Genomic DNA, 11,748 nt, shown 5'->3' with positions numbered 1-11,748 from the left:
CACAAGACGGCGGCCCCCTGCAGTGGGCCGCCGTCCTGTTTGTCGCTACTTCGGGCTGCTGCCTTTAACGACCGGGACGCGGACCAGGTTGCCCCACTCGGTCCAGGAGCCGTCGTAGTTGCGTACGTGCTGGAAGCCGAGCAGATGCGTCAGCACGAACCACGTGTGGGACGAGCGCTCGCCGATGCGGCAGTAGGCGATGACGTCGTCGTCCGGGGAGAGGCCGAGCTCGCCGACGTAGATCTGGCGCAGCTCGTCGACGGGCTTGAAGGTGCCGTCCTCCTGGGTCGCCTGCTTCCACGGCTTGCTGACCGCGCCGGGGATGTGGCCGCCGCGAAGCGCGCCCTCCTGCGGGTAGTCGGGCATGTGCAGCAGCTCGCCGGTGTATTCGCCGGGTGAGCGGACGTCGACCAGCGGGCGGTCGGCGGCGATGTGCGCCATGACGTCCTCGCGGAACGCACGGATCTTCGTGTCGTCCCTGGTGGGCACCGGGTAGGTGGTTTTCGGGCGATCCGGCGCGTCCTTGGTGAGCGGGCGCCCCTCGGCGATCCACTTGGACCGTCCACCGTCGAGGATCAGCAGGTCGCGGTGGCCGAAGAGGGAGAACACCCACAGCGCGTAGGTCGCCCACCAGTTGAAGTTGTCGCCGTAGAAGACGATGGTGTCGTCGGGGCCGATGCCCTTGGCCTCGCAGAGCGCGGCGAAGCCTTCCGCGTCGAGATAGTCGCGGGTGACCTGGTCGTTGAGCTCGGTGTGCCAGTCGACCTTCACGGCGCCTGGGATGTGGCCGGTGCCATACAGCAGCACATCCTCGTCGGACTCGACGACGACGAGACCGTCGTCGTGGAGCCGCTCGGCCAGCCAGTCGGTGGTGACGAGTTTCATGAGTTCAATCTAGCGGCGCGAGCTCGGGCCGTTTGGCGGTCACCATGTCTCCGGAAGACTTTCCGGTCAGCCGCCGCTTGACCCACGGGGCCAGGTGCTGCGTCGCCCAGCGCGCGTCGGCCGCCTTGCGCGACATCCACGACAGATCCTCCGGCGGTGGTGGTGCGGCCAGCCACGATGCGTCGCAGTCGACGCCGAGCGCCGTCAGCACGTGGCCGGCGACCCGGCGGTGCCCGGCCGGCGAGAGGTGCAGCCGGTCGATCCCCCACAGCCGCGGGTTGCCGAACTCGGCGTCGTCCCACATGTTCACCACGTGGGCGCCGTGCTTCGCGCCGATGCCGTCGATCGCGGTGTTGAGCGCATCGACCCGCGGGCGGAGCATCTTGCCGCCCGGCATCCTGCCGGTCAGGTCCGCGAAGCGGAAGAGGACCACGTCGGCGCCGGTGGCCCGCAGCCGCTCGATCGTCTTGTCGAACCGCGCGACCAGGATGTCCACCTCGAACCCGCGCCGCAGCGCGTCGTTGCCGCCGCCGGCGAAGCTGATCAGGTCCGGCTTCATCGCCGTGGCGAGCGGCACCTGCTCGGCGACGATGTTGTCGAAGAGGCGGCCCCGCACCGCGAGGTTGGCGTAGCGGAAGTCCGGCAGGTCCTGGGCGAGACAGCCCGCCACCAGATCCGCCCAGCCGCGGTAGCCCTTGCCGTCCGGTCTCGGATCGTCCATGCCTTCGGTGAAACTGTCACCGACCGCGACGTAGCTCGTCCACCCCGCCACTGCACAACCTCCCCATGGTCTGCATGCCTGCATCGCATCTTTTCAGGGCACCAGGGGGGTTGGAAGCGACTTTGCCGCACGCCACACCTGGTTCAGCCCTTCCGGGTTCGGGTAACAAACGGGCATCAACAGCCGGGAGGGCGACCATGACGATGCAGACCGTCCGCGACGTGATGACCACCAATGTTGTGTATCTCCCGAGTGAGACGACCCTCGCCGAGGCGGCTCGCACCATGCGTGAGCAGGACATCGGCGACGTCGTGGTGGCCGACGGCCCCGGTCTCACCGGCGTGGTCACCGACCGCGACATCGTCGTGCGCGCCGTCGCGGAGCGCTGCGACCCCGCCGCCACGACGATCGGCGAGATCGTCACCCGCGACCTCGTCACGGTCCGCCCCGAGGACTCCATCCACACGGCGGCGCTGCTCATGCGCGACCAGGCCGTGCGGCGGGTGCTCGTCTGCGACGACGCGCAGGGCCTCGTGGGTATCGTCTCGATCGGGGACCTGGCCGAGGAGATCGACCCCGACTCGGTCCTCGGCGGCATCAGCAAGGCCGCACCCAACAATTGAGCGGCTAGATTTGAGGTATGGACATGCCCGGCAAGCTGGCCGCCATCGTCGACGAGTTCGCCTCCGCGCCCCGCGACGTGGTGCTGGAGATGCTGCTCGAGTTCGCTGACGCGGTGCGCCCGCTGCCGGCGTCGTTCGACGGGCACGAAGGCATGGAGCAGGTGCCCGAGTGCCAGACGCCGTTCTTCCTCAAGGCGGTGGTGACACCCACGGATCAGGTCGAGCTCCACTTCGACTGCCCGCCCGAGGCGCCGACGACCCGCGCCTTCGCGGGCATCCTGAGCGAAGGCCTCGAGGGTGCCACCGCCGCCGAGGTCCTGGCCGTCCCCTCCGACCTGTACCACCGGATGGGTCTCGCCACGGCGATCAGCCCGCTGCGCGTCCGCGGCGGCACCGCCGTCCTGACCCGCCTCCAGCGCCAGGTCCGCGAGGCCGCCTCAGCGCAGGATGCCTAGCCTCCTCACCTCCGGGATCCAGGTCGGAAACTCGCCGAGCAGGCGGTCGTAGAGCTCGGCGTCGCTGACCTTCGAGATATCGTCGACCGCGAAGAACCCGACGTTGTCCACGACCCGGCCCGCCATCCGGTCGAACCGCTCGAGAATGCCGTAGTTGCCCTTGCCCAGGCCGATGAACTGCCAGAACGTCGGCTCGCTCGCGGCGTCGCGCAGCTGGCGCTCGATCTCGACGTTGCGGTGGACACCGCCGTCGGAGAAGAACAGCACCAGGGTCGGGTCGGGCACCGGGTTCGCGGCGGTCCAGCGCCGGACCTGGTCGATGACGCTCGCCTCGTTGTTGCTGCCGCCGACGCCCGAGGGCCGTTTCGGCGTCTGGGCGGCGAGCCAGCCCGGCATCTCGGCGATGGTCAGATCCGGCAGCTGGCGGGCGAGGTCGGCGAACGCCCACACCTGCATGGTCCCGTCGTCGTCCAGCTGAGCGGCGACCGCGGCCATGCGCTCGACCGCTTGGCTGACGATGCCGCTCTTGTACAGCCGATGCATCGACCCCGACGCGTCGAGCACCACGATAACCCTGGCCCGGATCCCGGCGGCACCGCGCTTCGCCAGCGACACCAGCACCTGCTGTTTGCGCAGGTTGAGCCGCTGCCGGTCGGCGGCGGGCAGCCGCTCCTCGCCCTTGGTGAACCGCACCCCCGGCCGCTGCTCCGGAACAGCCGGCGCGGGCGCCGCGGGCGCCGCGGCCTCCCCGGAGATCGAGATGCCAAAGGCGGTCGCCAGCCCGGCCAGCCCGGTGTCCCACCCCTGCCCGACCGCGCGGAACTTCCACGCACCCTGCCGGCGGTACAGCTCACCCACGACGAACGCGGTCTCCGTCGTGGCCCGCATATCGGTGAACCGGGCGATCTCGGCGCCGGTGGCGGTGTCGTAGACCGTGGCGTGCAGCCCGGGGACCTGCCCGAACGAGCCGCCGTCCGCCGACGCGGCGACCACGATCCGGTCGACGCCCGGCTCCACCGCCCGCAGGTCGGCGCTCACCGCGTCGTACCCCCAGCCACCTGCCTGCTGCTTGCCGTCGTGGACGACGGCGCCGCTCGGGTGCTTCGGCTGGTTGTAGAACACCATGTCGTTGTCGCCGCGCACCTTGCCCGCAGGGTCGAGCAGCAACGCCGTGCAGTCGACGTCGGGCACCCCCGCCCCCTGCTGCCAGCCGACGACCACCCGGACGGTGCCGACCTGCACCGCCGTGTTCCCACCCTTGCCAAGCGTTGTCACGACTGACAACCTCGCACGCGGCGATCACCGGGTCCTCGCACGAACGGCTCATGTTTCACGTGCAACGTCGCCGCGACCTGCGAAACGGCCGATGCTTGGGCTCAGGCCGGCCCGTACGTGAGTAGCCCGGCAACGATCTTGCGCATCTCGGTGCTCCTTCAGGTTGGGTTCTAATGACGCGTCGAACGACGACGAACCCTTTCGACACGAGGAGCGGAAAGACTTTGCCTTCGACGCTGCCGACCCATCCGCTCGCCGTCCTGCCGCTGAAGCTGTGGCGGCCCAGGTGGTTCGACGGCGTCGCGCTGGTGGCCGGCGCCGCGGCGCCCGACACCGCCTACCTCTTCGACCGGCTCCCCGTCGCGGCGCCGCGGCACGCCGTGCACGCCTGGGGCTACGAGCCCGACCACCTCTTCGGCGCGCTGTGGTTCAGCCTGCCGGTCGCGCTGCTCGTCGCGTGGCTCATCCGCCTGGGCGCCCCGGCCGTCGCCGCGCACCTGGGCCGCGAGGGCGGCTGGGCGCGCGACTACGGCGTCCTCGGCCGGGTCCGACACCGGTGGTGGATCACGGTGAGCTCGGCGGCGATCGGGGTGGCCAGCCACCTGCTGTGGGACCTCGTCACCCACCCCGGCCCGCTGACCTCGTGGTTCGCCGTGCGGCAGACCAGCGACTACGCCTCCCTGCTCCTGACGCCGCTGTTCATCTGGTACGCCGGAAGCCACCGCCTCCTCCGCGACTGGCACGGCACGCCACCGCCGGTCAGGCCCGCCCCGAAGCTGTTCTGGCCGACGACCGCCGCCGTGTTCACCGCCGGCGCCCTGGTGACGTGGCACCTCGGGTACCACGGCCCGCACATCGTGATCGTCCGGCTCATCACGTCCCTGATGCTCGCCCTGCTCACCGCCGCGGCCGTCGTCTCCACCCGCAGGGCTCAGCGCAGCGCGGCCAACCCGCCCCGCGCCATGAGCTCCACGAACCCTCCGCGCGGGTAGCCGGCGATGCACCGCTGATACAGGGCCTTCGCCTCCGCGTGGCGGCCCACGAGCCGGTAGGCGTCGGCGAGGTTGTGCTCGATGTTGGCGATGCACTCCGGTACAGGAGCCGCCGACGCCAACTGGTCGGCCAGCACCTGCGAGAGAAGCTGGATGCCTTCGTCCACGCGGCCGGTCTCCAGCCAGTCGAGGGCCAGCGACTCACCGCTGTAGCAGGTGGCGACGTGGTGCGGGCCGAGGAGCCGGCGGCGGGCGGCGTACGTGTGCTCGAGCAGGGGCTCCGACTCGTCCAGCCGGCCGAGCAGCCGGTGGTCGACGGCCACCTGGTACTGGGCCTCCAGCGTGTCGGGATGATCGGCGTCCAGGGCCGCCCGGCAGTCGGCCAGGAGCGCGGCGTGGACGGCCAGGGCGTCCTCGAACGCGTACTGGCGCCGCAGCACGATGCCCAGCGTCACGCGGCGGTCCAGCGTCTCGGAGTGCCACGGACCGAGCACCCGCGTCGCCGCCGCGACCTGGTCCCGCGCCGCCCGCAGCGTGTCGGCCGGGTGGCCCAGCGCGTCGCGGGCCCGCTTGAGGGTGGCGTGGGCGAAGACCAGGTCGCTGTGCGCGATATTGCCGTGCACGAAGGTCGCGTCGGTCAGGATCGCCGGGCCCAGCGTGTCGACGGCGCTGGTGTTGTGGCTGCGCAGCAGCAGGTCGGTGCTCTTGCTGCGCAGGTGGACGAGCCGCTTGCGGGTCTTGGCGGTGGCGGTGTCGGCGTGCAGGAACGCCGCCTGCAGATGCAGCGCGAGCTCGGCCGCGGCGGCCCTCGATCCGTCGATCCGCTTGACCATGCGGGCCAGGGCGCCGCTGACGTGGGTGAGCACGGTGTCGGCCCGGCCCAGCTCGCGGCTGCGGGCGGCGATCGCGTGCCGGACGAAGTTCGTGAGCGTGACCCGGCCGGCGGTGACCGTCGCGAGCGCGGGCGGCACGTCGAGGGGCTGTTTCCCGCCGAGCAGCCGCGGGTCGATGCCGCACGGCGCCAGGACGGCGAGGCACTCCAGCAGCCAGTACGCCTCGGGAGACAGCGACTCGTGCGCGAGACGGACCACGTCGGTGCCGGGATGGTCGTCGGGGGCCGGGAAGCGCCGCCCCGGCCCGCACGTCGCCGCCGCGATCGCCAGCGCCTCGGGGTGGTGATCGACCCGCGCGGCGAGCCCGGCGAGGTCGGGCGGCACGTCGGCCGGCGGGTGGCCGCCCAGCTCGACGGCGCCGGGGACCGCGGCCCGCGTGGTGACGACGACGTGGATCGCGCCGAAGTACGGCCGCCACCGGTGCACCAGATCCATGTCGGGCGCGTCGTCGTAGACCATGAGCACCGGGCCGGGATGGTCGCGGAGCAGGGTGAGCGCCGCCGGGACGGTCCGCGACACGTCGGAGCCGGCGTCCCAGGCGCCGAGCGACTCCGCGACCTGGTCGAGGCCGACGAGCAGGCTGATCTCGTCCGTGGCGGACAGCCGCAGGACCAGCGGCCAGCCGTCGGCGATGCACTGGTGGGCGTACGCGTCGGCGAGCCGGGTCTTGCCGACGCCGGACGGGCCGGACAGGACGGTGAGCCGGGCCGGGCGGCCGCGCACCGGCGGTGGTCCCCAGGCGACGCCGGGGGAGACTGAGGGCATGACCACGATCTACGTTCCCTACCACCTGGACGAGCGGCTGGACGGGCTGGTCGACGAGCCGGCGGACGTGACCGTCATCGTCGAGTTCCCCGAGGATGGTGACATCTGGGGGCGGCTGGCGGTGCTGTACGAACGGGTCGCCGATGAGGTGAGCGGCGCCGAGGCGCCCGTGGTGATCTCCGGGGACTGCACCACCGTGTTGGGGACCGTCGCCGGCCTGCAGCGGCGCGGGGTCGACCCGGCGATCGTGTGGTTCGACGCGCACGGGGATGTGCAGACGCTGGAGACGACCACCTCGGGGTACATCGGCGGGATGCCGTTGCGGGTGCTGGTGGGGTACCGGCCGGAGCTCATCGCCGACCGGCTCGGGATCCGGGCGCTGGCCGAGGAGCGGGCCGTGCTGGTCGACGCCCGGGACCTCGATCCGGCCGAGGAGGAGTACCTGAGGGGGTCGGGGATCCGCCGGTTCCGGCTGCAGGACCTGAAACTTCCGGACGGCCCGCTGGTCGTACATGTGGATCTCGACGTGGTGGACGGGGCGGAGCTACCCGCTACCCGGTCTGCTCTTCCCCGTGCCGGGCGGGCCGTCGCTCGGGGCGGTGCTCGCGAAGGTGGAGGAGATCATCGCGACGGGGAGGGTGGTCGCGGTGGACCTCGCGTGCACCTGGCGGCCCGGAAACGGCGCCGAGGCGCGGGAGTTCGTCCAAACGATCTGCAAAGGCTTCCGAAAGGATCCGAACAAGTTTCAGACTCAACGTGATCATTGAAGTGCGGAGTGTACTCGTGTCGCGCGAACTTGTGGGACGAATAGCCGAACGCGGGACCCATTTACCTCGTATCTAGGGAATATTGGTACCCGTGAGAGGACGGCACGCAGCGGCGGACCTGAGGAGTAACGGGTTCGTCGCACTCGCCGCCGGCATGATCCTTCCCCTCCTCGTCATCGGTGCCGTCTACGGCGGCTACCAAGTGATGTCGTCGGCGGGGTGCTCGGGCACGGTGCGGCTGTCAGTCGCGGCGAGCCCGGAGATCGCGCCGGCCATCAAGGACGCCGCGAATCGGTGGATCAAGACCGAGCCGCGGGTCGACAACGAGTGTGTCTCGGTCGATGTGGCCGCCGTGGGCGCATCGGAGGTCGCCTCGGCGATCGCCGGTGAGCACGGCGTCTCCATCAACACGCTCGGCCAGGCCGACGGCAAGACGGTGGTGCCGCACGTGTGGATCCCGGACTCCTCGATCTGGCTTCAGCGCATGCGCGCCGCCCGCGAGGACCTGGTGCCGCAGGCCGCACCGTCGCTGGCGCGCAGCCCGATAGTGCTGGCGGTGCCGGAGCCGACGGCGAAGTCACTCGGCTGGCTGGAGAACAAGCTCACCTGGAAGCAGGTGCTGCAGCAGATCGTCGGCGACACCCGGATCACCGCGGGCATCGTCGACCCCAAACACGACGCCGTCGGCATCTCCACGATGGTGGCGATGGCGTCGGTACGAGATCAGTTCGGCCCTGAGGGCGACGCCCTGACGGTCGGCGCGATCAAGGCTCTGACCAGTGGGAAGTCGGAGCAGCAGTCGGGCCTCATAGCCCGGTTCCCGCGCGACGCCGACCCGCGGACCCTGTCCACCGCGGTCACGCTCGCGCCGCTGTCGGAGCAGGCGCTGCACGCTTACAACGCGACCGGGCCGGCGGTCCCGCTCATCGCCGTCTACCCGGACCCGGCGCCGATCGCGCTGGACTACCCGTATGCCGCGATGCCCCGCCTGTCACCCAACCGGGCCGCCGCCGCGGAGCAGTTCCGCGTCGTGCTGTCCGGGGCGGACTTCCGCAACATGCTCTCCTCGCACCAGCTGCGCGCCAACGACGGCAGCGTCGGCGCCAACATGACCCTCGGCCCCAGCGCCTCGACCGGCGGCACCGTCACCCCCGTGCCGGAGCCGAAGGTCATCAACGCGGCCCTGCAGATGTGGATCGAGATCACCCAACCGTCACGCATGCTGGCGGTCCTCGACACCTCCGCAGCGATGAAGACGGCCGTCCCGTCCGCCGGCGGCCTCACCAAGCAACAGATCGCCGTCCAGGCCTCGCTCGGAGGCCTGGACATGTTCCCCGAGAGCTGGGCGGTCGGCCTCTGGTCGTTCTCCACCGGCCACCAGCAGCTGGTGCCCATCGGCCCGTTGAACGCCCAGCGCGACCAGCTCCGCGGCGCGCTGGGCAGCCTGAAGCCCAACCCCAAGGGCGGCAGCAACCTCTACGACACCGTGTTCGCCGCGTACCAGTCGGTCCAGCAGGGCTGGGACCCCACCCGCGGCAACTCGGTCGTGGTCATCACCGGCGGCCGCAACAACAACCCCGCCGGCATGTCCCTCGACACGCTCGTCAGCTCTCTGCGAAAAGCGGAGAACAAGGACCAGCCGGTGCAGATCATCATCATCGGCGTCGGCTCCGAAGTGAACCAGGCCGAGATGCAGAAGATCGTCGACGCGACGGGCGGTGCGGTCTTCATCGCCCAGGACCCGTCCAAGATCGGAGACATCTTCATGAAGGCACTCGCCCTGGACGACGGCCGTTGATCGGCAAGCTGGAGACGGTCCCGGCCGCCTCGGCCCCGGACCTGCTGGCCGCCCCGGTCCTCGCGGCGCTGCACTCCCCTGACATCTTCGCCGCCCCGATCGACCCTTCCCTGGCCGACACGGCCGAGTTCTGCGCCGCGTACGACGTCTCCCTCGAACAGTCCGCCAACTGCGTCGTCGTCGCCGGCAAACGCGAGGGCTCGGTCCGCTATGCGGCCTGCGTCATCCTGGCCACCACCCGCGCCGACGTGAACGGCACCGCCCGCAAACGCCTCGACGTCCGCAAGGCCAGCTTCGCCCCCATGGACGACGCTGTGTCGCTGACCGGCATGGAGTACGGCGGCATCACCCCTATCGGCCTCCCCGCCGACTGGCCCGTCCTCATCGACTCCCGCGTCGTCGACGTCCCCTGGGTCATCGTGGGCAGCGGCCTTCGCCGCAGCAAAATCGTCCTCCCAGGCGCCGCCCTGGCCACCCTCCCCACCGCCGAGGTCATCCCAGACCTGGCCCGCTGACCCCCGCCGAAGCAACGTCCGGCCAAAGCAGGCATTCAGGGGAACGGTTGTAGCGCGAAAGATGCTGGGCGTGATCGACTGCGACCGTGATCAGCGACGTGGCCTGGGGCGTGTTCTTCATCGGGGCGATCTTGTGGTCCCTGGCTCAGGTGGGCCTGGGGTGGCGGCTGGCCGGACTGACCGTCGGGGTGCTCGCGGTGGGTGCGTCCACCGTGCTCAATGAGCGGGACGAGCTCATCGGGTGGTGGGTCGAGCTGGGTCTGCTCGCCATGGTCATCAACGGCCTTGCCATGCTGCTGGCCGTCACCATCGGCTGGCGGACCGGTCTGCATCCCGTACTGATCGGAGGCCTGGTCATGTTCGCCGGGAGCGGAGCCGTGGACGGCCTGATCACGTCGTTCGGGGACTCCTTCGACGAGGAGCTGACGGGCACGAGCACGTCGCTGTGGATCGCCGGGCTCATCGCCGTCGTCGCGGGCTTCCTGCTGGACCGCCGGCGAACCGCACAGCAAAGCACCGAGCAGAACGCCCCTACTGAGATCCGATGAGGCTCCGAGCACTCCCAACCCGCGGATCGTTGGTGTACCCGGCGCTCGACCCGGGTGCTTCTGCCGCCGGTCTGCTGGTCCTGGAGGGCATCGGCTGGTACCTGCTCGTGGAGCAGGGCTCCCTGTCTTCGGTCGTGCTGCACCTGCACCTGCTCCGGCTCGAAGGCGAGCACTACGTCGAGCACATGGTCGTGGGCGACGGGGAGATTCTGATCTCGGACACTCCGTTCGCCATCAACCTCGACACCGGCGCCTTGGCCGCTGGCAGGGCTCCGACCTTCTGATCAACATTTGCCGGCACGCGGGTGGATGCTGCCGCGTGCGCCGTCTTGTTCAGCGGACCGTTCGTGGCTGGCCGCGCGGAACCCCGACGGACGCCGCGCCCTGCCAGCTACGACGGCGCCGCACGATGATCGGGGTTCTGAGGCGAACGCTCAGTGTCGCCGGACCGTCAGTCCCGCATCGAGCCCGACTCGGTCATGGGTGCTCAGCCACATGCGGAGGAAGCGGCCGCAGGAGCGACGGCCTTTCGCCCGACGGACGTCGCGGCAGCCCAAATCTTGAGGCGTCTACGCGGACCGTCAGCTGTCCTGCTTCATGTGCCTCCGCTCGGCTTGGACATGGCGTCCCGGCCGAGTGGGCTTTCGACGCCGGCCCGCAGGACCGGGCGCCGCTTGCCCGCCGAGCCGGATAACCATACGAGAGCGCGATGGAAGCCTTGTGGCGCAGGCCCGCTGACGCCCTGCGAGCGGCCGCGGCGCACAAGTAGGGCCGGCGACGGTCTTGAGGGGGCGTGGGTGGAGCGAAGCTCCCCCATTGGGGAGCGGCCCGAAGGGCTGCGCGGGGAATGACAGGCGCCCCGGTGAGCCGGCCCCGCAGGGGCCGCGCGAGCAGGGGGCGCCCAAGCCTGTGGAAGCGAGGGGACTCGAACCCCTAGACCGCAAGCCGGTCTGGAGATCACCTAAATCGGGCGGATCATGCCCCTGACCTGCGCAACGCTTGCCATCGTCTGCCAACGCCTAACAGCGTTTTACATCCTCTGGCTTACCGGATCCTTACCGGCTGCGGCGCTCGTGGCCACCGATCAGGGTGCGTGGCCGGCGGCGCGGCCCCACGGCGGACGCGGCGCCGGCCGAACACGACGGCGCCGCACGGTGAGCGGGTTCTGAGGCGGGCGCTCAGAGAGGCGCCGCCCTCACCGGTGACAGGCTTGTGTGAAGGCCCGACCGGGTCAAGGTGGAGCGCCCTACTGGACGTACGACCTTGACCCGGTCGGGCCTTCACAACAATGATGGCGCCGGGGAGGGTGTCGCCGGACCGTCAGTCCCGCACTGAGCCCAAGTTGGTCAAGGGTGCTCAGCTACAAGCGGAGGAAGCGGCCGCGGGAGCGACGGTCTTTCGCCCGGCGGACGTCGCGGCAGCCCAAATCTTGAGGCGTCTACGCGGACCTTCAGCTGTCCTACTTCACGTGCCTCTGCTCGGCCTGGACGTGGCGTCCCGGCCGAGCGGGC

At 70.5% G+C, this 11,748-nt stretch carries 12 protein-coding genes; 8 read left to right on the top strand and 4 right to left on the bottom strand.

From position 1 onward, the window contains the following. Positions 1 to 45: 45 nt before the first annotated feature. Together AB0I21_RS38975 and AB0I21_RS38970 are read right to left on the bottom strand one after the other, a co-directional pair. Positions 46 to 885 carry a sulfurtransferase gene (locus tag AB0I21_RS38975; protein ID WP_360568714.1) on the bottom strand — a complete coding sequence of 280 codons (840 nt, stop codon included), beginning with the start codon at positions 883 to 885 and terminating at the stop codon, positions 46 to 48. 4 nt (positions 886 to 889) lie between these two features. Further along, complete coding sequence (locus tag AB0I21_RS38970; RefSeq protein WP_360568713.1) at positions 890 to 1,657, bottom strand: SGNH/GDSL hydrolase family protein; 768 nt, start codon at positions 1,655 to 1,657, stop codon at positions 890 to 892. A 146-nt stretch (positions 1,658 to 1,803) separates the two neighbouring features. On the opposite strand from AB0I21_RS38970, the gene AB0I21_RS38965 reads away from it, so the two are divergent. Then, entirely contained in the window at positions 1,804 to 2,229 is a 426-nt protein-coding gene (locus AB0I21_RS38965) for a CBS domain-containing protein (RefSeq protein ID WP_344508461.1), read from the top strand. Between the two features lie 17 nt (positions 2,230 to 2,246). Beyond that, positions 2,247 to 2,684 carry a SufE family protein gene (locus AB0I21_RS38960; RefSeq protein ID WP_360568712.1) on the top strand — a complete coding sequence of 146 codons (438 nt, stop codon included), beginning with the start codon at positions 2,247 to 2,249 and terminating at the stop codon, positions 2,682 to 2,684. Here the strand turns inward: AB0I21_RS38960 and AB0I21_RS38955 are convergent. Further along, positions 2,667 to 3,959: a VWA domain-containing protein gene (locus tag AB0I21_RS38955; RefSeq protein WP_360568711.1), complete on the bottom strand. Its 1,293-nt coding sequence runs from the start codon at positions 3,957 to 3,959 to the stop codon at positions 2,667 to 2,669. The genes AB0I21_RS38960 and AB0I21_RS38955 overlap by 18 nt on opposite strands. Positions 3,960 to 4,183: 224 nt before the next feature. Between AB0I21_RS38955 and AB0I21_RS38950 the strand changes: the two genes are divergently transcribed. Beyond that, on the top strand, positions 4,184 to 4,951 hold the full coding sequence (locus tag AB0I21_RS38950; protein ID WP_360568710.1) for a DUF4184 family protein: 768 nt from the start codon (positions 4,184 to 4,186) through the stop codon (positions 4,949 to 4,951). Here AB0I21_RS38950 and AB0I21_RS38945 read toward each other — a convergent pair. Further along, entirely contained in the window at positions 4,891 to 6,609 is a 1,719-nt protein-coding gene (locus AB0I21_RS38945) for a tetratricopeptide repeat protein (RefSeq protein WP_360568709.1), read from the bottom strand. The two genes, AB0I21_RS38950 and AB0I21_RS38945, sit on opposite strands and share 61 nt — an antisense overlap. On the opposite strand from AB0I21_RS38945, the gene AB0I21_RS38940 reads away from it, so the two are divergent. The 5 genes from AB0I21_RS38940 to AB0I21_RS38920 all read left to right on the top strand — a co-directional run bounded on the left by AB0I21_RS38940 (position 6,608) and on the right by AB0I21_RS38920 (position 10,521). After that, positions 6,608 to 7,369: an arginase family protein gene (locus tag AB0I21_RS38940; protein WP_360568708.1), complete on the top strand. Its 762-nt coding sequence runs from the start codon at positions 6,608 to 6,610 to the stop codon at positions 7,367 to 7,369. The genes AB0I21_RS38945 and AB0I21_RS38940 overlap by 2 nt on opposite strands. A 98-nt stretch (positions 7,370 to 7,467) precedes the next feature. Continuing rightward, a complete protein-coding gene (locus AB0I21_RS38935) occupies positions 7,468 to 9,174 on the top strand; it encodes a substrate-binding domain-containing protein (RefSeq protein WP_360568707.1) in 1,707 nt (568 codons plus the stop codon). Next, entirely contained in the window at positions 9,174 to 9,689 is a 516-nt protein-coding gene (locus AB0I21_RS38930) for a YbaK/EbsC family protein (protein WP_360568760.1), read from the top strand. The genes AB0I21_RS38935 and AB0I21_RS38930 overlap by 1 nt, the downstream gene beginning before the upstream one ends. Before the next feature lie 86 nt (positions 9,690 to 9,775). Further along, positions 9,776 to 10,237, top strand: a complete 462-nt coding sequence (locus tag AB0I21_RS38925; RefSeq protein ID WP_360568706.1) for a hypothetical protein — start codon at positions 9,776 to 9,778, stop codon at positions 10,235 to 10,237. A 32-nt stretch (positions 10,238 to 10,269) separates the two neighbouring features. Next, on the top strand, positions 10,270 to 10,521 hold the full coding sequence (locus AB0I21_RS38920) for a hypothetical protein (RefSeq protein WP_360568705.1): 252 nt from the start codon (positions 10,270 to 10,272) through the stop codon (positions 10,519 to 10,521). The last annotated feature ends 1,227 nt before the right edge of the window (positions 10,522 to 11,748 follow it).

Origin of the sequence: Dactylosporangium sp. NPDC050588 (genome assembly GCF_040654975.1) — a bacterium.
Lineage (GTDB): Bacteria > Actinomycetota > Actinomycetes > Mycobacteriales > Micromonosporaceae > Dactylosporangium > Dactylosporangium maewongense.
Note: the sequence above shows the minus strand (reverse complement) of the source record. Positions and strands in the feature narration are given on the sequence as shown.